This window comes from Burkholderia sp. RF7-non_BP4 (assembly GCF_001521935.1).
GTDB lineage: Bacteria > Pseudomonadota > Gammaproteobacteria > Burkholderiales > Burkholderiaceae > Burkholderia > Burkholderia diffusa.
Genome location: NZ_LOTA01000025.1, coordinates 97,064 through 123,111, shown reverse-complemented (window position 1 = coordinate 123,111; position 26,048 = coordinate 97,064). Strand labels below are relative to the sequence as shown.

The following is a 26,048-nucleotide window of genomic DNA, read 5'->3' as shown; positions in this document are numbered from 1 at the left end:
CGGCAAGTGCGGATGTTACCGATGCGGGGGCGTTGTCGTCGGAAAGAATGTCGGCGGGTGCGTTCGTTGGGGAAGGTTCGCTCGACGAGGCGTCATATCGCGGGCGATTCAACTTGCATCACGGCCCAATGGCGCTCGCCGGACGACCCATGCCGACCATTCCGACGGGTAATCGATGAAACCGTCGCCGGTGAATGCGGTGCAAGGCGCGTCGTCCGTCATCGGCGATTTCGTTAGATGAATGCCGGCACGAGAAGGGGGCGATGGCCCGTGCACTTGCGCATGGCGCGTGCATAGCGGGCGTGATTGCCGCGACTACGCATCCGCCCACTTCCTCAACAGGTTGTGATAAATCCCCGTCAATGAAATGACCATCGGATCCTTCGCGCCTTTTTCCGCCGACAACGCCTGAATCTGCGTATCGAGCTGAAACAGCAGCGTGCGGTCGCCATCGTCGCGCACCATGCTCTGGATCCAGAAGAACGACGCGACCCGCTCGCCGCGCGTCACGGGCGTCACCCGATGCAGGCTCGACGCCGGATACAGCACGAGATCGCCAGCCGGCAGCTTCGCGCGATGCACGCCGTACGTATCTTCCACGCACAGCTCGCCGCCGTCGTACGCGTGCGGTTCCTCGAGAAACAACGTCGCCGACAGGTCGCTGCGCACGCGAAAATCCGTGCCGCGCAGCAGCCGGATCGCGTTGTCGACATGCGTGCCGAACGCCTCGCCGCCTTCGTAGCGATTGAACAGCGGCGGAAACACCTTCAGCGGCAGCGCCGCCGAAAAGAACAGCGGATGGCTGGCCAGCGCATCCTGGATGGCATCGCCGACCGCGCGCGCGACCGCCGAACCTTCCGGCAATTGCCGGTTGCGTTTCGCGAGCGCCGACTGCGTGCCGGACGTCGCGTTGCCGTCGACCCAGTCGGCGGCATCGAGCATCTCGCGGCATTGCGCGACCTGTGCGTGGGTCAGCACGCCGGGGATATGAAGCATCATGATTCGGATTCCATACCGTGAGACGGCAACTGCAGCGCCGCCGCGCGCAACGCATCGAGCGGCGACGACGCGAGATACGCGCGCATCTTCGCGATGAACGCGGGGGTGGCGGTGGCCGGCACGCGCGCGAGCCAGACGAGGGCTTCGTCGACGCGCCCGCGATCGGCGAGCAGCCGTGCGTAGTTGAACTGGCCGCGAAAATCGCCGGCCTCGGCGGCGCGGCGATAGTGGTCGAACGCAGTGTCCACATCGACGGCCACGACCCAGCCGTCCTCGTAAAAGCCGCCGATCAGGTTGATCGATTTCGCATGGCCGAGCGCGGCGGCGCGGCGAAACCAGTCGAGCGCGGCGGCGCGATCCTCGGCGACGCCGGTGCCGAGCGCGAGCGCCGTCGCAAGGTTGTACATGCCCCAGTCGAGGCCGACCTGCGCGGCGAGCCGGTACCAGTAAACCGCCACCGGTGCGCAGGCGGCCGTCCCCCAGCCGAACTCGTAGCAGCGGCCGAGCATGTTCATCGCCATCGGGTGACCGGCCCGCGCCGCATGCCGGAACCAGCCGAATGCGGCGGCCGGATCGCGCGCGACGCCGTGCCCGTCGAGCAGGTACTGGCCGTAGACGGCCTGCGCGTCGACGATCCCGTTGTCGGCGGCTGCCGCGACCCACGCGGCGGCGCGCTCGGGCGGCCCGGCCAGGATGGCGGCGAACGCGCGCGGCGACACCGACGCGAGCGCCTTCAGCGAGACGGTTTCCATCGATCAGTAGCGCGCGTTCAGCGTGATGAACGCCGAGCGGCCCGGCGCGATCGACGCGTAGTGCGCCGGATACGCCTGATCGAAGTACGTGCGGTTGAACAGGTTGTTCACGTTCAGCTGCAGATCGAGCTTCTTGTTGATCCGGTATTGCGCCATCGCGTCGAAGCGCCAGTACGACGGCACCGCACGCAGGTTCGCGGGATCGCCGAACACTTCCGACATGTAGAACGCGCCGCCGCCGACGGTGAATTTCGGCGTCACGTCGTAGTTCGACCACATCGTCAGGCTGTGCTTCGGCGTATTGGGGAACCGGTGGCCGTTGTTCGCGGCATCCTTGCCGTTGTCGCGCAGCTCGCTCTTCATGTACGTGTAGCCGCCGAACACCTGCCACTGCTTCGTGATCTGGCCGGCGACACCGAGTTCGAGGCCCTGCACGCGCTTGTTGCCGACCATCGCGTACTGGTTGTTCGGCAGCGTCACGCGTGCATTCGTCGTGTCGATCTGGAACAGCGCGGCGGTCAGCGACAGCTTGTCGTTCAGCACGTTCCACTTCGTGCCGAGTTCGATGCTGCGGTTCTTCTCCGGCGACAGCTGATCGGCGTTCGAGCCGACGCCGCCGCGACCCGGCGTGAGCGACTGCGTTTCGCTGCCTTCGCCGAGCAGCATGCCGGCCGGCGTCGACGACGTCGCATACGACGCGTAGATGCTGCCGTTCCGCGCGGGCTTGAACACGAGGCCGGCCTGCCAGTTGAAGAGCGTGTCGTCGCGCGTGGTGGTCTTGCTGCCGTTGGCCTTGGTGTCGGTGAAGCGGGTCGAATAATCGTCGATGCGCACGCCGGCGTTCACCTGCCAGCGCGGCGTGAGCTCGATCGTGTCGAAGCCGTAGATCGACTTGGTCGTGGTGCGTGCATGCGCATAGTCGTTGTTGCGCGTGACGGAACCGGCCCACGGATCGTTCGGGTTCGGCGACCACAGGCTCGTGCAGTTGTAGCCGGACGGCGCGCCGATGCCTTTCTGACAGACCGTGCCCTTGTCGGTCGCGACCGTGTACGAATCGCGCTTGCCCCATTCGCGCGACAGCTCGATGCCGGTCGAGAAGCTGTGCTTGAACGGGCCGGTGCGGAATTCGCCGAACAGTTCGGTCAGGTTCGCGAGGCTGTTGATCGAGCTGTTGCGGTTGTTGTTGCGGCGCCAGACACGGCCGTTGACCACGTTGCCCTGGCTGTCGTCGGGCTGCGTCCAGATGTAGTCCTGCGTCGATTCCGTGTAGCGCGTGGTGTTGCGCACCGTCAGATTCGGCGTGATGTCGTGCTCGATCTTGATCGTGCTGATGTCCGACGTGGTCTTGCGGAAGTCGCGGTCGATCAGGCCGTAGAAGTTGTGGCGGTCGACGGGCGCCGGATAGATCGTGTCGACGTTCGCGGGCTTGTTCGACGTCGTGTAGAAGTACGGAATGCCGCCGTCGGGCATGTCGTCGGTCGACAGGTGGTAGTAGCTCGCGGTCACGCGCGTCGGCGTGCCGAGACCGAACGCGATCGACGGCGCGACGCCCCAGCGCTCGTTGTTGACGGCGTCGCGGCCGGCGACGTCGTTGTTGTGGCTCATCAGGTTCAGGCGGAACGCCGCGTGATCGGCGAACTGCCAGTTGCCGTCGGCGGTGAAGCGGCGGTAGCGGTCGGTGCCGAGGCCGGCGCTCGCGGCCGCCGTCGTGCCGAGGTGCGGCGCTTTCGTGATCAGGTTGATGCTGCCGCCCGCGCCGCCGCGGCCGCCGTATGCGCCGTCGGAGCCTTTGGTGATCTCGACGCGCTCGGTGTTGAAGATCTCGCGCGTGGTCGCGCCCGTGTCGCGCATCCCGTCGACGAACATGCTGCCTTGCGTGTCGTAGCCGCGGATGAACGGACGATCGCCGAGCGGGTTGCCGCCTTCGCCGGCGCCGAACGTGATGCCCGGCACGGTGCGCAACGCCTCGGTCAGCGTTGCCGCGCCGCTGCTCTGGATCAGCTCCTGCGGGATCACGGTCACGGACTTCGGCGTGTCGACGAGCGGCGCGGTGAATTTCGTGGAGGCGGAAAAGTCGGCCTTGTAGCTGTGCTCGGCCTTGCCCTGGACCTCGATCGGCGCGAGATGGCCCTCAGTGCTGACCGGTCCGGGCAGCGGCGTGCCGTCGGCGAACGCAGGGCTCGCGGCGAGCACGCTGCACAGGGTGGTGAATTTGCCGAGCTTCAGCTCTTCAGGACGGGACTTCATGATGCGCTTCGACCTCGCAGTGTGGCCCCCGGAACGACGCGCGACGGAAATGTGCACGCCGCCGGGAATTATTACGATTTGTTTTCAGGCGGCATTCTATGTAATTTTCGGTTAAATGAGAAGCGTTCTTGTTCGCATTTGTGATGAGAATGTTGACGAATGTTGCAGAGGGCTTGAACGCTTGCGGGGAGGGGGCAGGATGGCCGAATGGCCGAGTGTGATGGGCGTGGCGGGCCGATTACAGTGGTTGCATCTTCGTTCGTTCAGAGTGACAGCAGGGTGATAGTATGACTGCATTGAAAGCAATCTCAGTGAGGCGCATCATGCCCGTGATCACGGTTCGAAATTTGCCCGACGAGGTGCATCGCGCACTTCGGGTCCGCGCAGCGCAACATGGCCGCAGTACCGAAGCCGAGGTGCGCGACATTCTGGAGCAGGCCGTCCGGCCAGACGGGCGGCCCAAGCTGGGAACGCTGCTGGCTGAAATCGGGCGGGAGGCCGGCGGTATCGATTTCGAGGTTCGGCGTGACGGATCGCCCACCGACCCGATGAGCTTCGAATGATCCTGGTCGATACCAACGTCATTTCCGAGCCGTTGCGACGCGAGCCGAGCTTGGCCGTGATCGAATGGCTCGACGCGCAGAACGTCGAGACGCTGTTTCTTGCCGCAATCAGTCTCGCGGAAATGCGATTCGGCGTGGCGGCATTGCCGGAAGGGCGGAGGCGAGACTGGCTGCACCAAAGCATCGAGCAGCGCATCGTGCCGCTGTTTCGCGGCCGGGTCCTGCCGTTCGACGATGCAGCCAGCAAAGCGTATGCGGGCCTTCGTGCGAAGGCTCGTGCGACGGGCAACGCGCTGGCATCGGCAGATGGCTTTATCGCCGCGACAGCCGCAGCGAACGGCTTGATCGTGGCTACGCGCGACGTCGCGCCGTTCGAAGCGGCGGGCCTGCGCGTGATCGATCCGTGGGTCGGTTGACGCGGGGCCGGCCGCTTCCGCATCATCCGCATCGAAAATGAAAAACGCGCCGTGCAAGACGGCGCGTCGTGTGTATGACGTCTGCGGGTCAATCGATCCCGTGAAACACCGCATCCTCCGGCCCGAGGTACGCCGGCGGGCGCCATGTGGCGTCGCGCATCGAATGTTGAACCAGATTCTCGACGCCGAGCAGCACCGCGAAGATCGCCATCCGCACCGGAATGCCGTTGTCGGTCTGCCGGAAGATCGCGAGGCGCGGATCGCGGTTCAGGTCGACCGACAGGTCGTTCGCGCCGGGCCGGCTGTCGCGCGGCAGCGGGTGCATGATCAGCGTGTCGGGTTTGCAGACGGAGTCGACGAGCGCCTGGTTGATCTGGAAATCCGGCGTGTAGCCTTCGAACGACTCGTCGGTGAAGCGCTCCTTCTGGATCCGCGTCGCATAGACGACGTCCGCGCCGCGCAGCCCGGCCGCGAGGTCGTTCGTCTGCTCGATCACGTGGCCGTTCGTCGCGATCTGGTCGATGATGTACGCGGGCATTTCGAGCGTCGGCGGCGACACGAGCGTGAACTTGAGCCCGCGGTACAGCGCGAGCAGCTTGACGAGCGAGTGCACGGTGCGGCCGTATTTCAGGTCGCCGACGAGCGCGATATGCGCGCCGTCGACGATCTTGCCGAGGCGCGAGAACTCGCGCTGGATCGTATAGAGATCGAGGAGCGCCTGGCTCGGGTGCTCGCCCGGGCCGTCGCCGCCGTTGATCACCGGCAGGTTGGTCGCGCGCGCGAACTCCGCAACCGAGCCTTTCTCCGGGTGGCGGATCACGAGCGCGTCGACATAGCCGGCCATCACGCGGCTCGTGTCGTAGATCGATTCGCCCTTGGCCATCGACGAGAACGTGAAGCCGGTCGTGTCGCACACCGAGCCGCCGAGCCGGCAGAAGGCCGCGCCGAACGACACGCGGGTGCGCGTGCTGGCCTCGAAGAACAGGTTGCCGAGCACCGCGCCTTCGAGCACGCGCGAGATCTTGTGGCGGCGCGCGATCGGCTGCATCACGTCGGCGACGCGGAACAGCGCCTCGACCGAATCCCGTGAGAACTGGTCCACGGAAATCAGTTGCGGCTTGCCTTCGAACAGGAATTGCTTCGCGAGCCCCTGTTTTTCTACGCTTTGCGTATAGTCCCCGCCATCCGGTGCCGGGCGTTCGACGATTTCCGACACGAAGCGCTCGACGATCTCGGGCATGCCGCGCGATTCCTGCGAGTCGTCGGGCAACAGCCACGTGTCCAGCGCACGACGGCTTACGCCGATGCGGTTCGCGAACGCTTCGCGGGTCATGTTGAGGCGGCGCATCGCGTCGCGCAGGAAGGCTTGTTGGGGAACGGTCATCGGCGGCACCTGATGAGAAATATACGCGGTGCGTATATTAGTTCGAGGCCCGCCGAAGTCAAGGAAAATCTGCGCGACGGCCCGTGTGGCCTGGGTTACGCCCGGCCCGGCGAACACTGGCGCGCGGCGGCCGTCTCCGTATAATCAGGTCAGGCCCCGTGTCCTGCGCGCCGCAGGGCATCGACGCCGCATACGATTCGCCCGGTCGGGCATGTTGACTCGAAGGAGAATGAGAATGACGCGTACGATTGCTGCAGTGCTGCTGGTGGTGACCGCCGCGCTCGCCGGTTGCAATACCGTTGCAGGCATGGGGCAGGACATTTCGAAGGGTGGCCAGGCAATTAGCGATACGGCCGAGAAGGCCAAGTAAGCCACCGGATTCCGGAATGAAAAAGGCGCCGGGCCGTCCCGCGATCGCGGGGCGGCCCGGCGCCTTTTTCATGGCGCGCGGTCGACAGCGTCAGGCGTTTTCCACGAACGCGTAACGGCCCTCGACCTTGCGCGGCGTGAACCAGCCGAAGTCCGGGAACAGCCGGTTGCGGACGAACCAGACGTAGCCGACCAGGATGACCGTCACCCCGAGGGTCGGCAGCGCGCCCGACGGATCGCGGCCGAGATCGGCGATGGTCCTCGGCACTTGCAGCAGCGACAGAACGATGAACGCGTGATACGCGCCGACGCGATGAGTCGCGAAGCCCCAGATGAACAGCAGCGACAGCGGCACCGTCAACGCCAGGAACAGCACCGCGGCGCCGATGCTGAGCCCGTCCACCAGGAGCAGATAGGCGAGTGCGAGGCTGATCAGCAACTGCGCGATGCCGAGCGCGATCAGGATCCGGGTATGCACCTTGTTCTTTCGGCACAGTTCGGGGTCGGGGCGCGACGCGATCAGGCGCGCGAGCACGCGATCCTTGAGGCCCTGTCCGGCGAGCTCGGCGAGCACGTCGGCTTTCCTCGCGCCCGCGGACAGCAGCGCCGCGATTCTTGTTTTGGCTTCCTTCTTGTTCATGGCAATGCGAATTATTGTTCGATGGTGGTCAAATGGCCCGGCCACGCGAATATTGCATCTTGCGCGACGGTACGCAACGATTTTGCCGCGTGCGGACACATTCCTACAGTCGTCGATGGCGCGCGGTGACGGCCATCGATCGACGAACGGGTTAGCCATCGAGACAACCGGCTGACGCGATGCGTGCCGGCGGCTCGCGCCGCCGCGTCGCACCCACCAGCATCCCCGCGACGACGAGCGCGATGCCGAGCAATCGCGTGCCGCCGAGCGTCTCGCCGAACAGCGCGACCGCGAACAGCACGGCCGAGACCGGCGCGACCGCCGTGAACAGCGCGGCTTCGGTGCCGCTCGTGCGAGCCGAACCCGCGTACCAGCACAGATAGCCGAGCACGGTCGGCACCAGCGCGTAGTACGCGATCGCCGACACCGCGCCGACGTTCCAGCCACTCGCCAGCGCGTGCCATTCGAACGCGGCCGGCACCAGCGCGAGCACGAAGCCGAGGCCCGACATCGCCGTCGACAGCGCGAGCGGCGGCAACGGCGCCGACAGCCGCCGGTTGAGCAGGATGAACACGGCCTCGCAAGCGACGGCGGCCAGCACCAGCGCGTCGCCGGCGAGCGTCCGGAGCGACGGCATGGCCTGGCCGGGCGCGAACGTGACGAACAGCACGCCGGCGGTGGCCAGCGCGGCCGCGCCCCAGTCGCGCGGCGTCTGCCGCTCGCGCAGCACGACCGCCGCGATCAGCGTCGACATCGCCGGCAGCGTGCCGAGCATCACGCCTGCATCGACGGGCGACGACAGCTTCGTGCCGCTGATCAGCAGCACCGTATAGCCGACGCCGCCCGCCGCGGCCTGCACGACGAGCAGCACGGCGTCGCGTGCGGAGACCCGCGGCCATCGCATTCGCTGCGCTCGCATCAGCGCGAACAGCAGCGGGGTTGCGATCAGGAAGCGCAGCGCGGTGGCCGCGAACGGCGGCAGGCCGCCGGCCGCGAGGCGGCTCGCGATGACGGTGCTGCCGACGCCGGCCATTGCGGCGGCGAGATAGAGATAGCCGATCAGTCGTGTCTTCATGTGCCGCATCGTCGCGTGCGGCGGCGCGGGCGTCTTGAACGAAATTGCAGCGGCGTCGGCGAGCGGGGCGGGTGAGCGGAAACGGCGATGTGTCCTGTCCGGTATCTCGGTTGAACGGTAGCGCTGCCATCCAGAGCCGTTGCTGCCGGGCGGCGACGATCGACATCGCCGCGCACCGGGTGGCCACGCCGCGAGGCGAGGCCCGTCAGCCTGCCTGCGTGAATCGTCCCGGCGTGATCCCGAACTGGCGTGCGAATGCGCGCGTCAGGTGGCTCTGGTCGGCAAAACCGGCTTCGGCCGCGGCATCCGCGATCGGCCGGCCGCTGGCGATCAGGGCGCGCGCGAGCCGCGTGCGCGACTGCATCAGATACGCGTGCGGCGTGATGCCGAGTTCGCGCGCGAATCCGCGCAGCAGCTGGAAGCGGCTCACGCCGCTCAGGCCGGCGAGTTCCGCCAGCGAAACGGGTGCGGCGGGCGCCGCGTCGAGTCGCTCGCGGGCGACGCGGATCGCCGGTGCGACGCCGGCGGGCGGCAGCGCGCGGTTCGAGTGCCGCGCAAGCAGCCCGGCGACCAGCGTGACGAGCGCCTCGTCGCGGGCGAGCGGCAGCGTGTCTCCTGCGACGAGCCGTGCATGCAGCCGGCCGAACGCGGCCGCGAGCCGCGCGTCACGCACGGCCGGGTGCGCGAGCTCGACACCGCCGAGGCCTTCTTCCGCCGCGACGCCCGCGACCAGTGCGGGCGCGAGGTACAGCATCCGCCAACGCCGGCCCGTGCCCGTTTCGATCGGCATGCCGTCGTGCATTTCGCCCGGATTGACCATGATCGCGTCGCCGGCCAGCGCATCGACCTGCCCGCGGCCGCTCCAGGACCGGTGCGCGCCGCTGACGATCACGCCGACCCCGAATTCGTCGTGCGCGTGCCGCGGAAACGTGCGATCGGACTCGAGGCTGATCGCCTCGATGCCTTCATCGGTGCGTCGGTAATGGGTGACACGGTGCATGGGCGCTCCTCGCGCCGGCAGCGGCGCGGATCACGTGCACTTTAGCGCGTTCCGGCGCCGCGCGCCCTTCATCCTTTCGGCCGATACCGCGCGGCGCGCGCAGCCCGCACCATGTGCACATGAGCAGCGTACACGGCCCGCCGGGCCTGAAGCTGCGCGGGAGACGGCAGGTGGAACGACAGGACCCGGTATTCATTCAGGTTGGCGCGCTCGCCGACGGCTTCGCGCCGGACGCGAACGTCCTCGCGCCCGTGGACGCGCTCGTCGGGCGATCGCTGGCCCTCGGCGATGCATCGGGCGCATGGCGCGTCTATACGTTCGAGGCGGGCGCGCTGCAATGGCGCGACGCGGCGACCGACGCGGGCGGCCGTGCGCCGTGCCGTGTCACGCGGCTGCGCGACGACCTGTACTTCGTCGATTACATCGACTCGGCAGCGCGCGCGACGTCGGTCAGTCTCGTGATCGACGTCGGCGACGGCGTGTGGACGTCGGTGATCGGCACGCTGCCGACCGAATCCGATACGCATGTCGACGCGTTCACGCGCGTCGCGCGCGGGCTGCCGCTGACGGGCGTCGATGCGACATTCAGGCACGGCACGCTCGGCGGCCATGCGCAGCCGGGCCCGCTGCACGGGCCCACGCGCGAACTGATCGGCAAGCGCACGATGTATCGCTACAGCCCGACCGAATGCTACGAGCACATCTACCTGAACGAGAACTTCTACGCCTGGCAGTGTCTGCAGGGCGTCGAAGGCGGCCTGGCCGACGTGGACCGCTGCCATTACTTCAGGCTCGCCGAGCAGTTGTATCTGTTCGTATGGCGCGAGAAGGTGGTGCCGACGCTCGGCGTCGTGCTGATCGACCTCGCGCAACGCAAGACGGACGGCAAGATCTTCGGCTACCAGGGCGGCGATTTCGGCACGCTGTCGAACTTCCCGATCGGCGCGCATGCGCAGGTGCTGAATGAAACCGCGTATCCGCTCGCCGGCGAGGCGCAGCGATGAGTGCCGTGCCGGGCAGCGGCCGCCTGCGTGCGGATTTCAGTGGACGTGTCGTGCTCGTCACGGGCGCGGCGCAGGGGATCGGCGCGGCGATCGCGCGCCGTTTCGCGCAATCCGGTGCGTTCGTCGCGCTCGCCGATCTCAACGGCGATGCCGCTGCCGCGCAGGCGGATGCGCTTGCCGGAGCGGGCGGCGCTGCGTGTGCGTATCGCGTCGACGCCGCGAGCCGCGACGAACTCGTCGCGCTGGTCGAGGCGGTCGAGCGCGACGGCGGCCGGCTCGACGTCGTCGTTCACAACGCCGCGTACTTCCCGCTGACTCCGTTCGAGCAGATCGATGTGCCGATGCTCGAGCGGACGCTGTCGGTCAACCTGTCGGCGCTGTTCTGGCTCGCACAGGCCGCGTTGCCGGCATTCGAATGTGCGGGGGCGGGGCGGCTGCTCGTCACGTCGTCGGTGACCGGGCCGCGCGTCGCCTATCCGGGGCTCGCGCACTACGCGGCGTCGAAGGCAGGCGTGAACGGCTTCATTCGCGCGGCGGCGCTCGAACTCGCGCGCCGCAACGTGACGGTCAACGGTGTCGAGCCGGGGATGATCCGCACGCCGGCGGCCGGCAATCTCGGCGATGCGTCGGTCGCCGCGCAGATCGCACGCGACATTCCGCTCGCGCGGATGGGCGAGCCGGAGGACATCGCGAACGCGATGCTGTTTCTCGCGTCGGCCGATGCGGCGTACATCACCGGGCAGACGATCGTCGTCGACGGCGGGGCGACGTTGCCGGAAAGCGGGGCTGTGCTGGGTGACAGTTAAGAGGGCGCGTGCGCGATCGTGCGATCAGGGCCGTCGAGTGGGCCGGCGGGGGCGTCGCGCGTCGCGCGCATCGTTGTGCTTACAGCCAACCGTTGTGAATGAACTCGACAATCGAATACCGGCGAGGTTCGAGCTCGTGCTGCCTGACGGCCTCGACGATCCGCGACACGCCATCCGCGTAAGGCGACGCGCCGTATACGCGGGATTCGAATTGCAGGCTGCATTCGCCGTCCTCGATGCGGATCCGGTGGAACGCATGGCGGCCGAGTTGGTCGTCGGGAATCTGCAATGCGTCGCGCTGCTCGGCAGGGTCCCGCACGGAGTGGATGTCCTGCGCGGGAACGCCGAGCGACTGGCCGATGCCGACCGCGGTGCCGGGCACGGACGTCTTGCTGGCCTGGTGCGATTCCGTCACGCTGATGTGGCAGTCGCGAAACAGGTGGCCGCTGGTTTCCAGCATGCTCATGAACTTGAGCATCAGGATGTTCGTATTCGGACAGAGCACGACGGGGAAGTCGTGCGATCCGGTTTCGAGGTCTGAGCCGGTGGACAGCTCGACGAGCGGCGACCCCGTTGCGCGGCAGAATTCGATCGCGGCAGGCAGCTCGCGGCCGGAGCCGGCGTGAACGACGATCGAGCGGACGTCGCTGCGTGCGGGGTCCGACCAGGCCATCGCGCGACAGGTTGCCGGGTCGAGCCGGTGTGAGCCGAGCAGTTCGGTTGCCAGCTTGCCGGTGCCAACGACGAGTACTTGCATGGGATGGACGGGTTGAGGTTCGGGGTTCGGTACGCAAACGGCGCGATCACGGTGCATCGTGCGGCGCGCCGTGATCGCGCATTATGCCCGGCCATGCCGTCACGCGTGGTGCGCACCTGCACGGCCGCGGCGGATCGACAGATCGGCTTCGTCGGCGGCGACGCCTGTGTCGCCGTGCGCATGGAGGCGTGAACGGCGCTACGCTGTCGAAACGTCGGCCGGGCACGCCCGTGTCGCGGCCGGCATCGCACCGAACCGCGTATCATCCAACCCCCTTCGACTCAGGAGAGCATATCGATGGAACACGACCTGAAAGGCAAGGCAGTCGCGATCACCGGCGGATTCGGCCACCTCGGCGTCGCAACCGCCGCCTGGCTCGGCCGGCACGGCGCGCGCGTCGCGCTGATCGGCCGTGGCGCGGCGCCGGACGCGCAGGCGTTGCCCGGCGTGCCGGCCGATGCGCTGCGCCTCGGCGGCATCGATCTGGTCGATCCGCAGGCGGCTGCGCGCGCGCTCGACACCGTGAATCGCGAATTCGGCCGGGTCGACGCGCTGCTGAACATTGCAGGCGCGTTCGTGTGGCAGACGATCGCCGATGGCGACGCGGCCACGTGGGACCGCATGTACGAATTGAACGTGAAGACGGCGCTGAATGCGTCGAAGGCCGCGCTGCCGTATCTGGTGGCGAGCCCGGCGGGCCGCATCGTCAACATCGGCGCGGGCGCGGCGTTCAAGGCAGGCGCGGGAATGGGCGCGTATGCGGCCGCGAAGGCGGGCGTCGCGCGACTCACCGAGGCGCTGGCGGCGGAACTGCTCGATCGCGGCGTGACCGTGAATGCGCTGTTGCCGAGCATCATCGACACACCGCCGAACCGCGCGGACATGCCCGACGCGGATTTCACGCGCTGGGTCCGGCCCGAACAGATCGCCGCGACGATCGGGTTCCTGCTGTCGACTGATGCGCAGGCGATCACCGGCGCATCGATTCCCGTGAGCGGTCGCGTGGCGTAGCGGATGGCGGACGGTCGCACTCGAGTATGACGTCAGGGCATGCGAAATCGCGCACGCGGCGGTTGCGTGACCGTCGCGATTTCGATCGGCAGGTTGCGCGGCTGCATACGGCCGGCATGCCTGCATGCGGCGGACCATCACCGTATACTGGACGTTCGACATCATGTGACTGAAGCCGTGACCAAGCCTGCCTCCGCGGATACGCTCGCCGACGATCCGCGTCCCACCCCGCCCGAACAACCCGAACTGGAAGACTGCTGCAACAGCGGCTGCTCGCCGTGCGTTTTCGACCTGTACGACGAAGCGCTGGCGCGCTATCGCGTCGAGCTGGCCGAATGGGAAGCGCGGCACGCGCAACGCAAACATCACAAGTGAGCTTAATGCCGGCAAGCGATCGCGCATGCCCCGATTCGCTGCCGGCGATGTGTCGTCCGACCCGCGTCGTCACGTGCCGGCCCGCACCCGGCGATGCATCGGCCCCAGCGCGGCCGACAACGCGACGCACACGAGCAGCACGACCGTCAGCGCCCACATCGCCGTCCTGAACCCCTGCACGTAGTCGAGCGCGCCCGGCTGCGCGCCGAGCCGCGCGAAGAATAGCCCGCCGAGTGTCGCCGCCCCGACGGCCGCGCCGATCTGCAGCATCGTGCTGACCATGCCCGATGCGACCCCGGCGCGCGCCGCGTCGACTTCCGCGAGCACGATCCGCACGACCGACGGCAGCACGAGGCCTTGCCCGATGCCGATCGCCGCGATGCCCGCGTAAAAGCCCGGGCCGGGCGCGTGGTCGCCGGCCAGTGCGGCGGCGGTCGCGACGCCGGCCGCGAGTATCGCGAAGCCGAGCGTGAGCACGCGATGGCCGCCGAACCGGTCGACGAGGCGCGGCATCAGCAGCGGGCTCGCGAGGAAGCCGATGCCGAGCGGCAGGATCGCCAGCCCCGACGCGAGCGGCGACCAGTCGAAGCAACCCTGCAGATAGATCCCGTAGCTCAGGAAGAACGCGCTCAGCATGTAGAACAGGAACGCGAGCGTGAGCCCGAGCGCGACGACCGGATTGCGCAGCAGGCGCACGTCGAGCAGCGCATCGCGGCCGCCGGCGAGCCGGCGCGCTTCGACCGCCAGCAGCGCGCCGAGCATCGGCAGCGCCCCGGCGATGCACGCGATCATCCACAGCGGCCAGCCTGCCTCGCGTCCGTGCGTGAGCGGATAGACGAGCATCAGCAGGGACAGCGACAGCAGCACCGTGCCGGGCACGTCGATACGCTGGCCGCGCGGCGGCCGGCTTTCCGGGATGAAGCGCCAACTGCCGAGCAGCGCGAGGATGCCGATCGGCACGTTGACCAGGAAGATCGCGCGCCAGCCGAGTCCGAACGGATGCAGGCTGATCAATGCGCCGCCGCCCAGTTGGCCGATCACGGCCGCGAGGCCGAACACGAAACCGTAGAAACTCATCACGCGCACCTGCTCCTGCGGGCTGAACACGCTGCGGATCGTCGCGAGCACCTGCGGCGCGAGGATCGCGGCGAACAGGCCCTGCAGCACGCGGCCGCCGACCAGCACCGCGCCGCTGCCGGCGAGCCCGCACAGCGTCGATGCGACGACGAAGCCGGCCATCCCGATCATGAACATCCGCTTGCGGCCGTACAGGTCGCCCAGACGCCCGCCGGTGATCTGCACGACCGCGTTCGCGCACGCGTAGGCCGACACGACGAGCTGCAGCTCGGACGGTCGTGCGCCGATGCCGTCGCGGATGGCCGGCAGCGCGAGATTCACGATGAAGTAGTCGAGCGGCGGCAGAATGGCGCCGACCAGCAGGACCACGAGCGCCCAGCCGTGATGGCTGCGCGGCGGCGCCGCGGCGGCCGTGCCGGCCGGCGCGCAAGTGGCGAGGGTGTTGTCGGTCATGAACGGAAGTCCGGAAGAATGAGGGCCGCACCGTAGGTCGAAACCCGTTGAACCGACATTCTGCGGATTGACGATGAATCGGAAAAGCGGGAATTGGTGGTAGCATCCATCGGGTTATTCGATGGATGGAGAGGGCGATGCGCGGTTTCGATCTGGATCAGTTGCGCACTTTTGCGGCGGTGGCGGATGCGGGCAGCCTTACGGCGGCCGCGCCGTTGCTGCATCTGTCACAGTCGACGGTGAGCGAGCAGGTGCGCAAGCTCGAATCGCGCGCCGGCGTGCCGCTGTTCGTGCGCAGCAAGCGCGGCGTGGAGCCGACGCCGGCCGGCGCACGTTTGCTGCAGCATGCGCGCCGCATCGTCGCGCTGAACGAGGCCGCGTTCGACGAAGTACGCGGACAGGCGATCAAGGGCGAGTTGCGCGTCGCGATCACCGATTACTACCGGACGCATGAAGTCGCGGGCCTGCTCGCGCGGTTGCGGGAGTGCTACCCGCAACTGAGCCTGCACGTGAGCGCGATGAAGAGCGCGGAGATCGAAGCCGCGCATGCGCGCGGACAGATCGATCTCGGTGTCGTGATGAACCTGTCGAGCGGCCCGTTCCGGCCCGCGTCGGCCGATACGCGCTGGGTGCTGCGGCGCGAGCCGCTGTCGTGGGTCGCGTCGCCCGCGCTCGCCGAGCAGTTGCCCGAGCCGTTGCCGCTCGTGCTGCTGCCGGACGACTGCATGATGCATCAGATCGCCGTGCGCTCGCTCGACGAGCAGCACGCGCCGTATGTGCTCGTGCACAGCGCGTCGGGTGTCGCGGGGCTGCAGTCGATGCTGGCGGCGGGGCTCGGCGTCGGCTGCCTGTGCGCATCGGCGATCGGAGAGGGGCTCGTGCGGCTCGGCGCGAAATACCGGCTGCCGGCGCTGCCCGACGCCGTGTTCTCGCTGACGCCGCCGATGCCGGGCGAACGCGAGACGGTCACGCGCGCGCGCGAGGTGCTGTCGCGGCAGTTGCTGATGTGACGCAGGCATGCGCGTCGGCGCAGAGGCACGTATTCGACGGGAGTCGTTACCGATGAAAATATCGGGAGATTTCGGGATCGTCGCTCGAGCGGCTCGGGCGGGTCCATTTCGACGATTTCTTCATCGTCGACGAAACGTATTCCGATTGGTGCGAGGTGGAAGCTTTCCGAACGTTGCGTAGCAGGGGGCGAGACGCATGAACGACGAACTGAAAAGCGAGATGGCCGCGCGGCTGCAGCACGCGCTGGAGCGGGTGGTCGACGAGCGCTCGCTGATCCACTTCCTGCGCGTGCTCGGCCACGACTGGCAAAAGGAGCGCCAGCTCGACGCCGACGTGCCGCCATCGCCGTTCGCGGCCGCCGCGCTCGGCTGGGAAAACCGCTCGATCGGCGAGTACCTGGAGGCGATGGTCGACTGGGCCGAGGCGTCCGAGGACGGGCTGCGCTGCTACGACCTGCCCGACAACCCGTGGCGGCGCATGGCCGACACCCTGTTCGCCGGCAAGATCTACGAATAGCGCGTCGCGGTGATGCGCGGGCGCAGCGGGTTGGAGCGGCCTAGTCGGCCGTCCCTTCGGCATAGGCGCGCAGCCCGTTCGCCAATGCATCGAACACGGCCCGGCAACGCGGGCTCGCGCGCAGATCCTCGTGCATGACCACCCAGGTTTCCAGTTTCGTCGCGGGCCCGTCCGGCAGCACGCGCACGAGCCGCGCATCGCGCTGCGCGAGCCGGTTCTGGCAAAAGCCGATTCCGTAGCCGGCGCGAATCATCGCGAGTTGCGCGAGATTGCTGTCGGTGCGCAGCGCGAATGCATCGCGCTTCCACAGCGGCATCCCGCGCCCCGCCGAACGGATGAACGGCGTCACCGTATCGAAACCGATCAGCGCGTGATGCGCGAGTTCGTCCGTCGACGATGGCGTCCCGTTGCGGGCCAGATAATCGTCGCGGGCATGCAGCGCGACGTCGATCTCGCCGATGCGCCGCGCGACGAGCGCTTCCTGCGCGGGCGGCGCCATCCGCACCGCGATGTCGGCCTCGCGTTTCAGTACGTCCTGGATGCGGTCGGTCGGCACCAGTTCGATGACGAGCCCCGGATGGTCGCGCCGCAACTGCGCAAGCATCGGCGGCAGCACCTCGACCGCGATCACGTCGCTGGCCGAGATCCGCACGGTGCCGCGCACGCCCGCGCCGTGACTCGCGGCCGCGCGCTCGAACGCGGCCGCCGCGCTGCGCAACGCCTCGGCATGACCGCGCAGCGCGAGCGCCGCCTCGGTCGGCAGCAGTCCCGACGGCGAGCGCGTGAACAGCGTCTGGCCGAACGCGGCCTCGAGCGCCGCGACGTGACGGCCGGCCGTTGGCTGCGTGATGCCGAGCGCGCGCGCCGCGCCCGACAGCGAGCCTTCCGTCAGCACGGCGAGGAAGGTGCGGTAGCGTTCCCAGTTCAGATCGATGGCCATACATAAATGTATAGCTGATCGATTGGGTTCGGCAATTCCTTGTTAGGCGGCTCCGCGCCAGAATGCGTGCAGACAACGGTTCATCCACGGAGAACGGCCATGACGGCAAACGCAGGCGGAACGCAACGACAGGCACTCGTGCTCGGCGCGAGCGGAGGCATCGGCGGCGAGGTCGCGCGTCAGTTGCGCGATGCCGGCTGGCAGGTGCGCGCGCTCAAGCGCGGGCTCGACGCCGGGACGGTGGAGCGCGACGGGATCGCATGGATGCGTGGCGACGCGCTCGACCGCGACGCGGTGGTCCGCGCGGCGCGCGGCTGCAGCGTGATCGTGCACGCGGTGAACCCGCCCGGCTACCGGAACTGGTCGACGCAGGTGTTGCCGATGCTCGACAACACGATCGCGGCGGCGACGGTGGCGCGGGCGACCGTCGTGCTGCCGGGGACGATTTACAACTACGGCCCCGACGCGTTTCCCGAGTTGCGCGAAGACGCGCCGCAGCATCCGGTGACGCGCAAGGGCGCGATCCGCGTCGAGATGGAGCGGCGGTTGCAGGCGGCGACCGCGCAGGGCGTCCGGACGATCATCGTGCGGGCCGGCGATTTCTTCGGGGCGCATGCGGGCAACAACTGGTTCGGGCAGGGGCTCGTCAAGGCCGGGCGGCCCGTCGCGGCCATCAGCGTGCCGGGCCGCCCGGGCGTCGGCCATCAATGGGCGTACCTGCCGGACGTCGCGCGCACGATGGTCGAGTTGCTCGAGCGACGCGACACGCTGGAGCCGTTCGCGCGCTTCCATTTCGGCGGGTACTGGGACGCGGACGGCACGCAGATGGCGCAGGCCGTGCGCCGCGTCGCGCAGCGGCACGGGATGCGGCCGACGGTGCGGCGCTTCCCGTGGTGGCTCGTGTGGGCCGCGGCGCCGTTCGTCACGACGATGCGCGAGATGCTCGAAATGCGTTATCTGTGGCGCGAGCCGCTCCGGATGGACAACGCGCGGGTGACGGCGGTGCTGGGCCGCGAGCCGGTGACGCCGCTCGATACCGCGGTGGAGACGGCGCTCGCGGGGCTGGGCTGCTTGCGATGACGGCGGGCGCTGAAGGCGGGTGACGGACCCGCGTGCCGGTCAGATTCTTTATTGCCTGCGTACCCGCCACCGTCCCTTACGCGACGACCGGCAATACCTCGACCTCGTACCGGTGCCGCAGGCTGCGCCCGAGCACCGGATCGTGGAGTTCCATCTCGAACGCGTCACCGTCGCCCATCGCCGCGATGGCGCCGTGCACGGCGACCGTGCCGCCGAACATCGCGCAGCGCGCGGGCATCGTGCGCCGGTCGTCGAGGCGGTGCCACAGCGCGGCGGGCGCAAGCAGCCCGCTGAGCGCGCCGTGCTGATACGCGACGCGTTCGCCGCCGGGCTTGATCAGCCATGAGCGCATCTCGATCGCGTCCCAATGATCGGCGACGTCCGCATGACGCCACGCCTCGCGGCCGAGCGGTTTCGCGCACACCTGTTTCGACACCGCGACACCGTAGGCCTCGACTTCCCGATCCGTATGATCGGAGCCGACCGTTACCAGCGTGCCGACCGGGCTGTCGATCAGCACGCACTCGATCTCGCCGCCCGAGCGTGCGCCGAGCACGCCGATCGACGGCGCCTGCGTGAGCAGCGCGGACGACACGCGATAGAAGCACGGCGTGGCCGACGGCGGCGCGACGCCGAGCGCCGCGAGTTCGTCGATGTGCGCGCGGATCGCTGCCGGATCGCGGCCGGCCCAGCCGGCGATCACGACACGTTCGATCTCGACGTCGATCTGGGCCGAAGCGCCTTGCGGGGACATCACGTTGAACGACAGGGCTTGCATGCGGGTATCCGTTTGAAGTGCGAATGAATGAAACGATCGGCAGGGAAGCTCAATCCGCGAGCGGCCGGTGCGCGGTCTCGCGCGCGGCCAGCAGCGCGATCGACGTGACGACGAGCGCCGCGGTGACGTACAGCGACACGGCCGTCGTCGTGCCCGTCTGGCGGAACAGCGTGGCGATCACGAGCGGTGCGAAGCCGCCGCCGGCGATGCCGGCGAGCGTGTAGGCCAGCGACGAGCCCGCATAACGCACACGGGTCGGGAACTGTTCGGTGACGAACGCGCCTTGCGGGCCGTACATCACCGCATGGATCACGAGGCCGATCGCAACCGCCGCGACGATCGCGCCCGGCCGCGCCGAATCGAGCATCGTGAAGAACACGAACGCCCACACGATCCCGGCGATCGCGCCGGCGAGGTATACCGGACGGCGTCCGAAGCGGTCCGACAGCGCGCCGAAGAACGGCACCGCGAGTGCGTTGCAGGCCGTGCCGATCATCACGGCCGTCAGCGCGACCGGGCGCGACAGGTGCAGCACGGTCGTCACGTAGGTCAGCGTGAACACGACGATCAGCGCGTACAGCACGTCGGAGCCGATCCGCGAGCCGCCGGCGATCAGCAGGCGCCGCCAGTGACACTTCAGCACTTCGGCGACAGGCACGTCGGCGGTCGCGTGCGATTCGGCGAGCTGCTCGAACTGCGGCGTTTCGTCGACGCCGCGCCGCAGCCAGAAACCGAATACGACGAGCAGCGCGCTGGCCGCGAACGGCACGCGCCAGCCCCACGACAGGAAGGCGTCGGACGTGATGGAGAGCGTCACGAGCGCGATGCAGCCGGTGCCGAGCAGCGTGCCGAACGACGGGCCGATCTGCGTCCACGACGCGGACAGTCCACGCCGTTTCTGGTCGCCATGCTCGACCGACAGCAGCACCGCGCCGGCCCATTCTCCGCCGAGCGCGACGCCCTGCACGAAGCGCAGCGCGACGAGCAAAATCGGGCTCAGGATGCCGGCCTGCGCATAGGTCGGCAGCGCGCCCATCAGCGCGGTCGTGACACCCATCAGCACGAGCGTGAGCATCAGCACCGCGCGGCGGCCGATGCGGTCGCCGAGGTTGCCGAACACGAAGCCGCCGAGCGGACGCGACACGTAGCCGACCGCATAGGTCGAGAACGCGAGGATCGTGCCGGCCAGCGGATCGACCGACGGAAAGAACAGGTGGTTGAAGACGAGCGCGGCGAGCGTGTTGTAGATCGTGAAGTCGTACCACTCGAGCGACGTGCCGATCATGCTCGCGGTCGCGAGTCGGCTGTTGCGGACGCGGCGGGGCGTGTGGGCGGCGGGCTGGGCGAGAGTGCTCATGGTGTCGGGCATGTCGTGAAGGAGGACGGGGGTGACGCACGGGGACCGATGCGCCGGCCGCGTGCGGATCACGGACGGCGCGGCCGGCACGGCCGGTGGCGGCGTCGGCGTTCAGGCCGGCAGCGCGGCGGCGGCCGGTTTGGCTTCGGCGTCGCGACCGGCAGCCGGCCGCGGCGCGGCGGCGCGCCACAGCAGGTCGAAGGTGCGTACGTCGTCGTGACCGGCAATGGCGGCGGCGACACGGCGCGTGGTCGCGGCATCGCTGCCCTCGATCAGCACGAGCGCGTCGGCGGCCGGACGCGCGGCCGCGTCGGCGCCGATCGGCGCGGACAGGTCCGGCGCGGTGCGGAACAGCCGGGCCGCGTGGATGCCCGGTTCGTGCAGCGCCGCGCCGAAGCGCTCGCGCAGGTGCGGCACGTCGACGCGCTCCGGCGGCAGCACGAACAGCGCGAGATGCATGCCTTCGCCGTCGCCGGCCTCGATCGTCAGGTCGCCGACCCGCCGCTGCGTGCCCGTCATCCGTTCGAAGTTCGCGAGCGACCACGCGGTCTGCTGCGTGAACGCGCGCCGGTACGCGTCGCCGCGGAATACGTCGAGCGTGTCCGTCACGTACAGCGCGAGGTACTTGCGCGGGCCGCCGTCGGTCGCGCGGAACCGCCGCGCATGCGTGAAGCCGGGAATCGCGACACGCTCCTGCATGTGCTCGCGGTCGTACCACGCGTTGAAATCGGCTTCGTGCGCGGGATCGATGTCCGTCCAGACGCAGAGCTGGCCGTGCGGAAGGGAAAGGCGGGACATGGCGGGTTCCTTGTGACGGGGTGTGTCAGGAACCGCAGTGTCCCGAAGACGGGCCGCACCCGTCCAACAAGAAAACAAATTCGCGGTGAACAGGTTTTCTTATGAGCGGCGCGGGCGGCGTTTCGCCGGGGTCGCGGGCGATGCGGATTGCGGCGTGCGTCTTGCCGACGCGGGTCGGGTTTTTTTCGCCGGGCGGGCTGGGGACTTGTCGACGATGTCGGTTTCGGTTTCGGCCTTTGCCGACGCGGCGGGCTTCGCATGACTGGAAACCGCCGGCATTGCGCGCGCGACTTCGCTCGCCAGTTCCGCGATGCGCGCGGCGACCGGCAGGCCCTGCGTGCGATACGACGCGACGAGCGGCAGCGCGGGGAATTCGGGTTCGACGTCGAGCAGTTCGAGCGTGCCTTCCTGCAGTTCGCGCCCGATGATCGCGGGCGGCAGCGCGGCCACGCCGAAGCCGTCGGCGACGAGCCGGATCATCGCGGCGACCGACGTGATGCAGTTGATGCTGGCCGGCCGCTCGACGGCCGCGAACAGCCGCTCGATCGTCGCGTGGGGGCCCGAGTGGCGCGAGAAGCTGATGATCGGGTACGCGGCAAGCCGCGCAACGTCGAGCCGTTCGCCGCCGAGCCCGAGACGCGGGCTCGCCGCCCAGCGCACCGGGAATTCGCACAGCGGCAGGTTCGTGAAGTCGGGGCCCGGCACCGGGTCGGTCTGCAGGATCAGGTCGACGCCGTCGGTGCTCAGCAGGCGGATCAGGTGCAGTGTCGTGTCGCTCGTGATCTCGACGTCGAGGCGCGGATAGCGCTCGCGCAATTGCGCCATCAGTGCCGGAAACCAGCTGTGGACGATCGACTCGATCACGCCGATCCGGATCAGCCCCGCGTCGCTCGCCGCGTCGATGTCGCGGCGCATCTCGCTGTCGAGCCGCACGATGCGTTCCGCGTACGCGAGCATGCGCCGCCCCGCGGGCGTGAGCGTGGCCGAGCGCGTGTTGCGGTCGAACAGCCGCACGTCGAACGCTTCTTCCAGCGACGCGATGCGGCTCGACACGGCCGCCTGCGTCGTGTGCAGTTTCTCGGCCGTGAGCCGGAAGTTCTCCAGCTTCGCAAGCCAGACGAAGGTTTCAAGAAACCGGATGTTCATCGAATGCCGATCGGTGAGGCAGTGCCGCGCGGGGGCGGCGGGACCGGTCGATGTTAGCGGATTTCCGGGGCGGGAAACGCACGCGGCGTGGTGCATGCGCCGGGCGAGGGGACGGGCGGTCGCGTACCGGCGGGCGACCGCCCCTTACGATGCGCACGCGGGCAATGCGTCTCCGTGCAGCGAAGATGCGTCGTGCGGGCGGCGTACTCCCATGCATCAAAGCGTGTCGAACGCGAGCGTCGGCACATCGACGACCGTTGCGCCGCCGTCGGCGACGAGCGTCGCGCCCGTTACGAACGATGCATCCGGTGATGCCAGGAATGCGCACACGGCCGCGATCTCGTCCGGATCGGCCGCGCGCCGCAGCGGCACGTCGGCACTGACGCGCGCATACGCGCCGTCGAGTGTGTCGCCGTATGCGGACATCAGCGGTTCCATTTCCGCATCGGCCATCGGCGTGCGGACCCAGCCCGGGCACACCGCGTTCGCGCGCACGCCGTGCGGCCCGTAGTCGCGTGCGAGCGATCGCGCGAGCCCGAGCAGCGCATGCTTGCCGACCGTATAGCCGCATACGCCGGGCCCGGCCGCGAGCGCGGCGATCGACGCGACCAGCACGATGCTGCCGCGCCGCGCGATCAGATCGGGCAGGCATGCGCGTGCGCTGACGAACGCGGTGTCGAGATTCGCATGCAGCGCGTCGCGCCAGTGCGCGTCGTCGGTTTCGTCCGCGCGGCCGAGACCGTGGCCGCCCGCGCATGCGACGAGCGCATCGACGGGGCCGAACCGTGCGGCGATCTCCGGCAGGAAACGGGTCCAGTCGGCCGTGCTCGCGGCGTCGCCGGCGAGCGCGAGGCCGCCCGTCTCGGCGGCGAGCGCGTCGAGCGGGGGCCGACGCCGCCCGATCAGCACGACGCGATCGCCGCGGGCGGCGAAGCGGCGCGCGCACGCGGCGCCGATGCCGGTGCCGGCGCCGGTGATGGCGATCGTGCGGGGTTGCGGGTGCGTCATGGCGTTCTCCGGAAGGTGTCGTTTCCGGTCACTCTAGGCGGCGCCGACGCACGCCGGTATCCGCCGAAAGGATGAACGCGCACCGGGCCGACCGGCCGGATCGCGGTCATTTTGCAAAGGCTGACGATGTTCGGCGCCGAATCGCTCTATCCTCCGTATTTTTGCGATGCGTCGCAAAAGCCCGGCAAAATGGCGCGGGCGCGCCCGCGCATCGGTGCGGGGCGCGACGGCCGCCGATTCCGTCGTGCAAGCGGAGCGGCAGGCGGCGAGATCGGCGCGCGCGTACGACCGATATGGATACACCGCGTCCGCCGATGGCACAGGGCGCGATGGCTGATCGCCCGGTCGCGCATCGCGCGGCCGGACCATCGACAAGAACAGGGAGGGGCCGGCAATGAGGCTGGACGACGAAAGAGAAAGCATGAACGTCGAGGATCGACGCGGCGGCGGGTTCGGCGGCGGGCGCGCGACGATCGGCATCGGCACGATCGTGGTCGCGCTGGCCGCATCGTATTTTTTCGGGATCGACCCGCGCGTCGTGCTCGAAGGCGCGTCGGCGCTGCAGGGCCGGCAGCAGCAGGCGCAGCCCGCGCCGACGCAGCATCAGGGCGCGCCGGCGAACGATCCCGGCGCGGTGTTCACGCGCAAGGTGCTCGGCAATATCGAGCGCACGTGGACGGGCGTGTTCAACACCCAATTGCACGCGCAGTACCAGGCGCCGAAGCTCGTGATGTTCACGAACTCGACGCCGACCGCGTGCGGCACCGGCCAGACCGCGATGGGGCCGTTCTACTGTCCGGGCGACCGCAACGTGTACATCGATCTCGGCTTCTACGACGAACTGCGCAAGCGGTTCGGCGCGGGCGGCGATTTCGCGCAGGCCTATGTGATCGCGCACGAAGTCGGCCATCATGTGCAGAACCTGCTCGGCATTTCCGACAAGGTCGACGCCGCGCGCCGCCGGTCGAGCGAAGCGCGCTCGAACGCGCTGTCGGTGCGGATGGAACTGCAGGCCGACTGCTTCGCCGGCGTGTGGGCGAACAACGCGCAGCGCGCGAACCAGCGGCTGATGGAGCCCGGCGATTTCGAGCAGGGGCTGAAGGCGGCGGCCGCGATCGGCGACGATCGGCTGCAGCAGCAAGGCCAGGGCTACGTCGTGCCGGAGAGCTTCACCCACGGCACGAGCGAGCAGCGCGTGTACTGGCTGCGGCGCGGGATGGAGTCGGGCGAAGTGAGCGCCTGCGACACGTTCGCCGCGAACGCGCACTGATATTGACCGACGGGGCGGGGCGCGCATGTCGCCGCGCCTTCGCTTCGAGGCCGCACGCGCGGCCGCTCCGGAAACTTCACCGGTCGTTCCGGTCGCGCTCGATCGGCGTGCGCGATGTTCCGCACCGTCTTCGACGTCCATTCCCGATCCCGCGGCTCGCGGCGCATGCCTTCCCGGCGCAGCTTCCGTCGTCGAGACACGGCCGGCGCGTCCGCCATCCGCCACCCGCAGATGAATTGCCGATTTGTGCTCACCGGCCCATTTCGGCGCCGGTAGGCTGGCCCGAACTTCGACGCGTTCGGCCGCCGGCCGCTCCCATCATGCCGACCTCACCCGTTCCCGCCGATCACGAAGCCGCCGATCACGAAGCCGCCGACTGGCAGCGCGCGCTGCGCGCGTGCGTCGACGCGTTCGACGCGTTCGCGAGCCCGTCCGCGATCGTGTTCTACCGGCTCGACCTGAGCGGCGAGCCGGCCGATTTCGAGCTGTTCGGCATGCCCGAGTCGATGCATCGCACCTACATCGCGCGCTACCGCATGCTTGATCCGCTGCATCCGTCGCGTTGCGCGGCAGGCGCTCACGCGGTCGTGACGCTCGCTTCCCAATTGCCTGACGAAAGTCGCGATGCGTCCGCATACTGGACCCGTTTCCTGCGGCGGCACGATGTTGCCGACGTCGTCGAGATCTGGCTGCGCGACGACGCGGGCCGGACGATCGGCGCGTTTTCGCTGCTGCGCTTCGGGAAGAGTGACGCGGGCGGTGGCGCGGGCAACGGCACGGCGGGCCGGTTCGCGCCGGGCGAGATCGACGCGCTGGCACGGTTGCAGCCGGTTGTCGAAGCCGCGCTGTGCCCGCTGCTGCGCGCGCGGCGCGGGATTCACCGGATCGGTTGCGAGGAGCGGCTGACCCATCGCGAGGAGCAGATCGCGCGCCTCGTGCGCGACGGCCGCTCGAACAAGGAGATCGCGCGCGATCTCGCGCTCGGTCAGCCGACCGTCAAGACGCATCTGATGCGGATGTACCGCAAGCTCGGCGTGTCGAACCGCACCGAACTGGTCGGCACGTTGTTCCTGTAGTTTTTTCGCACCCGACTCGCGCGCGTGTCGATCCCCCGCACGCTTGCCAATTTGCGCTCACCGGGCGCGATCCCTCGTCGATACAGTGGTTCGACACCCGCATGCCGGCGCGCACGCGGCCCAGCCATGACAATCATCGA

General features: G+C 68.7%; 27 protein-coding genes. 12 read left to right on the top strand and 15 right to left on the bottom strand.

Annotated elements, in window-relative coordinates; all coding sequences use genetic code 11:
- Positions 1-315: 315 nt before the first annotated feature.
- The 3 genes from WS49_RS08890 to WS49_RS08880 are packed head-to-tail and all read right to left on the bottom strand — an operon-like array spanning position 316 to position 3,998.
- On the bottom strand, positions 316-999 hold the full coding sequence (locus tag WS49_RS08890) for a Fe2+-dependent dioxygenase (RefSeq protein ID WP_059526674.1): 684 nt from the start codon (positions 997-999) through the stop codon (positions 316-318).
- A complete protein-coding gene (locus WS49_RS08885) occupies positions 996-1,751 on the bottom strand; it encodes a tetratricopeptide repeat protein (protein ID WP_059526671.1) in 756 nt (251 codons plus the stop codon). The genes WS49_RS08890 and WS49_RS08885 overlap by 4 nt, the downstream gene beginning before the upstream one ends.
- A gap of 3 nt (positions 1,752-1,754) precedes the next feature.
- Positions 1,755-3,998, bottom strand: coding sequence for a TonB-dependent receptor (locus WS49_RS08880; RefSeq protein WP_059526668.1), 2,244 nt, complete (start codon positions 3,996-3,998; stop codon positions 1,755-1,757).
- Between the two features lie 323 nt (positions 3,999-4,321).
- Between WS49_RS08880 and WS49_RS08875 the strand changes: the two genes are divergently transcribed.
- On the top strand, positions 4,322-4,561 hold the full coding sequence (locus tag WS49_RS08875) for a FitA-like ribbon-helix-helix domain-containing protein (RefSeq protein WP_059527196.1): 240 nt from the start codon (positions 4,322-4,324) through the stop codon (positions 4,559-4,561).
- Positions 4,558-4,977, top strand: coding sequence for a type II toxin-antitoxin system VapC family toxin (locus WS49_RS08870; RefSeq protein ID WP_059526665.1), 420 nt, complete (start codon positions 4,558-4,560; stop codon positions 4,975-4,977). Before WS49_RS08875 ends, WS49_RS08870 begins: the two co-directional genes overlap by 4 nt.
- Positions 4,978-5,065: 88 nt before the next feature.
- Here WS49_RS08870 and WS49_RS08865 read toward each other — a convergent pair whose 3' ends face one another.
- Complete coding sequence (locus WS49_RS08865) at positions 5,066-6,361, bottom strand: aspartate carbamoyltransferase (RefSeq protein ID WP_059526663.1); 1,296 nt, start codon at positions 6,359-6,361, stop codon at positions 5,066-5,068.
- Between the two features lie 235 nt (positions 6,362-6,596).
- Here WS49_RS08865 and WS49_RS08860 point away from each other — a divergent pair, with 235 nt between their 5' ends.
- Complete coding sequence (locus WS49_RS08860; protein WP_059449563.1) at positions 6,597-6,731, top strand: entericidin A/B family lipoprotein; 135 nt, start codon at positions 6,597-6,599, stop codon at positions 6,729-6,731.
- Between the two features lie 90 nt (positions 6,732-6,821).
- Here the strand turns inward: WS49_RS08860 and WS49_RS08855 are convergent, their stop codons facing one another.
- The 3 genes from WS49_RS08855 to WS49_RS08845 all read right to left on the bottom strand — a co-directional run bounded on the left by WS49_RS08855 (position 6,822) and on the right by WS49_RS08845 (position 9,445).
- Positions 6,822-7,370: a hypothetical protein gene (locus WS49_RS08855; RefSeq protein WP_059526660.1), complete on the bottom strand. Its 549-nt coding sequence runs from the start codon at positions 7,368-7,370 to the stop codon at positions 6,822-6,824.
- A gap of 151 nt (positions 7,371-7,521) precedes the next feature.
- Entirely contained in the window at positions 7,522-8,445 is a 924-nt protein-coding gene (locus WS49_RS08850) for a DMT family transporter (protein ID WP_059527193.1), read from the bottom strand.
- Between the two features lie 205 nt (positions 8,446-8,650).
- Positions 8,651-9,445 carry an AraC family transcriptional regulator gene (locus tag WS49_RS08845; protein ID WP_059526657.1) on the bottom strand — a complete coding sequence of 265 codons (795 nt, stop codon included), beginning with the start codon at positions 9,443-9,445 and terminating at the stop codon, positions 8,651-8,653.
- A gap of 170 nt (positions 9,446-9,615) precedes the next feature.
- Between WS49_RS08845 and WS49_RS08840 the strand changes: the two genes are divergently transcribed.
- Entirely contained in the window at positions 9,616-10,449 is an 834-nt protein-coding gene (locus tag WS49_RS08840) for a molybdenum cofactor biosynthesis F family protein (protein WP_059527190.1), read from the top strand.
- Positions 10,446-11,255: an SDR family oxidoreductase gene (locus WS49_RS08835; RefSeq protein WP_059526654.1), complete on the top strand. Its 810-nt coding sequence runs from the start codon at positions 10,446-10,448 to the stop codon at positions 11,253-11,255. The genes WS49_RS08840 and WS49_RS08835 overlap by 4 nt, the downstream gene beginning before the upstream one ends.
- 79 nt (positions 11,256-11,334) lie before the next feature.
- On the opposite strand, the gene WS49_RS08830 is transcribed toward WS49_RS08835, so the two are convergent.
- On the bottom strand, positions 11,335-12,012 hold the full coding sequence (locus tag WS49_RS08830; protein ID WP_059526651.1) for a dihydrodipicolinate reductase C-terminal domain-containing protein: 678 nt from the start codon (positions 12,010-12,012) through the stop codon (positions 11,335-11,337).
- A gap of 297 nt (positions 12,013-12,309) precedes the next feature.
- Here WS49_RS08830 and WS49_RS08825 point away from each other — a divergent pair, with 297 nt between their 5' ends.
- On the top strand, positions 12,310-13,023 hold the full coding sequence (locus WS49_RS08825) for an SDR family NAD(P)-dependent oxidoreductase (protein WP_059526647.1): 714 nt from the start codon (positions 12,310-12,312) through the stop codon (positions 13,021-13,023).
- A gap of 177 nt (positions 13,024-13,200) precedes the next feature.
- Entirely contained in the window at positions 13,201-13,398 is a 198-nt protein-coding gene (locus WS49_RS08820) for an oxidoreductase-like domain-containing protein (protein WP_059468460.1), read from the top strand.
- A gap of 69 nt (positions 13,399-13,467) precedes the next feature.
- On the opposite strand, the gene WS49_RS08815 is transcribed toward WS49_RS08820, so the two are convergent.
- The gene (locus WS49_RS08815; RefSeq protein ID WP_059526644.1) at positions 13,468-14,928 is read right to left on the bottom strand and encodes an MFS transporter; all 1,461 of its coding nucleotides are present in this window, start codon (positions 14,926-14,928) and stop codon (positions 13,468-13,470) included.
- 137 nt (positions 14,929-15,065) lie between these two features.
- Between WS49_RS08815 and WS49_RS08810 the strand changes: the two genes are divergently transcribed.
- Together WS49_RS08810 and WS49_RS08805 are read left to right on the top strand one after the other, a co-directional pair.
- Entirely contained in the window at positions 15,066-15,938 is an 873-nt protein-coding gene (locus WS49_RS08810; RefSeq protein WP_059526642.1) for a LysR family transcriptional regulator, read from the top strand.
- 196 nt (positions 15,939-16,134) lie between these two features.
- Positions 16,135-16,455, top strand: a complete 321-nt coding sequence (locus WS49_RS08805; protein WP_059526639.1) for a DUF7660 family protein — start codon at positions 16,135-16,137, stop codon at positions 16,453-16,455.
- A 40-nt stretch (positions 16,456-16,495) separates the two neighbouring features.
- Here WS49_RS08805 and WS49_RS08800 read toward each other — a convergent pair whose 3' ends face one another.
- Complete coding sequence (locus WS49_RS08800) at positions 16,496-17,395, bottom strand: LysR family transcriptional regulator (protein WP_059526635.1); 900 nt, start codon at positions 17,393-17,395, stop codon at positions 16,496-16,498.
- Between the two features lie 99 nt (positions 17,396-17,494).
- Here WS49_RS08800 and WS49_RS08795 point away from each other — a divergent pair, with 99 nt between their 5' ends.
- The gene (locus tag WS49_RS08795) at positions 17,495-18,475 is read left to right on the top strand and encodes an NAD-dependent epimerase/dehydratase family protein (protein WP_059526632.1); all 981 of its coding nucleotides are present in this window, start codon (positions 17,495-17,497) and stop codon (positions 18,473-18,475) included.
- Positions 18,476-18,551: 76 nt separating this feature from the next.
- Here WS49_RS08795 and WS49_RS08790 read toward each other — a convergent pair whose 3' ends face one another.
- The 5 genes from WS49_RS08790 to WS49_RS08770 form a co-directional block, all read right to left on the bottom strand.
- A complete protein-coding gene (locus WS49_RS08790; RefSeq protein WP_059526630.1) occupies positions 18,552-19,253 on the bottom strand; it encodes a DUF2848 domain-containing protein in 702 nt (233 codons plus the stop codon).
- A 49-nt stretch (positions 19,254-19,302) separates the two neighbouring features.
- Positions 19,303-20,622 carry an MFS transporter gene (locus WS49_RS08785; RefSeq protein WP_059526627.1) on the bottom strand — a complete coding sequence of 440 codons (1,320 nt, stop codon included), beginning with the start codon at positions 20,620-20,622 and terminating at the stop codon, positions 19,303-19,305.
- Between the two features lie 99 nt (positions 20,623-20,721).
- Positions 20,722-21,408 (bottom strand): DUF4286 family protein, encoded by a 687-nt coding sequence (locus tag WS49_RS08780; RefSeq protein WP_059526624.1) that lies wholly within the window; start codon positions 21,406-21,408, stop codon positions 20,722-20,724.
- A gap of 99 nt (positions 21,409-21,507) precedes the next feature.
- Entirely contained in the window at positions 21,508-22,554 is a 1,047-nt protein-coding gene (locus WS49_RS08775) for a LysR family transcriptional regulator (RefSeq protein ID WP_059526621.1), read from the bottom strand.
- Positions 22,555-22,770: 216 nt separating this feature from the next.
- On the bottom strand, positions 22,771-23,562 hold the full coding sequence (locus WS49_RS08770; protein WP_059526619.1) for an SDR family NAD(P)-dependent oxidoreductase: 792 nt from the start codon (positions 23,560-23,562) through the stop codon (positions 22,771-22,773).
- 394 nt (positions 23,563-23,956) lie between these two features.
- On the opposite strand from WS49_RS08770, the gene ypfJ reads away from it, so the two are divergent.
- Both ypfJ and WS49_RS08760 read left to right on the top strand, forming a co-directional pair.
- Positions 23,957-24,832 (top strand): KPN_02809 family neutral zinc metallopeptidase, encoded by an 876-nt coding sequence (gene ypfJ, locus WS49_RS08765; RefSeq protein ID WP_059526616.1) that lies wholly within the window; start codon positions 23,957-23,959, stop codon positions 24,830-24,832.
- Positions 24,833-25,152: 320 nt separating this feature from the next.
- Positions 25,153-25,908, top strand: coding sequence for a helix-turn-helix transcriptional regulator (locus tag WS49_RS08760; RefSeq protein ID WP_059526613.1), 756 nt, complete (start codon positions 25,153-25,155; stop codon positions 25,906-25,908).
- Positions 25,909-26,048 lie beyond the last annotated feature (140 nt).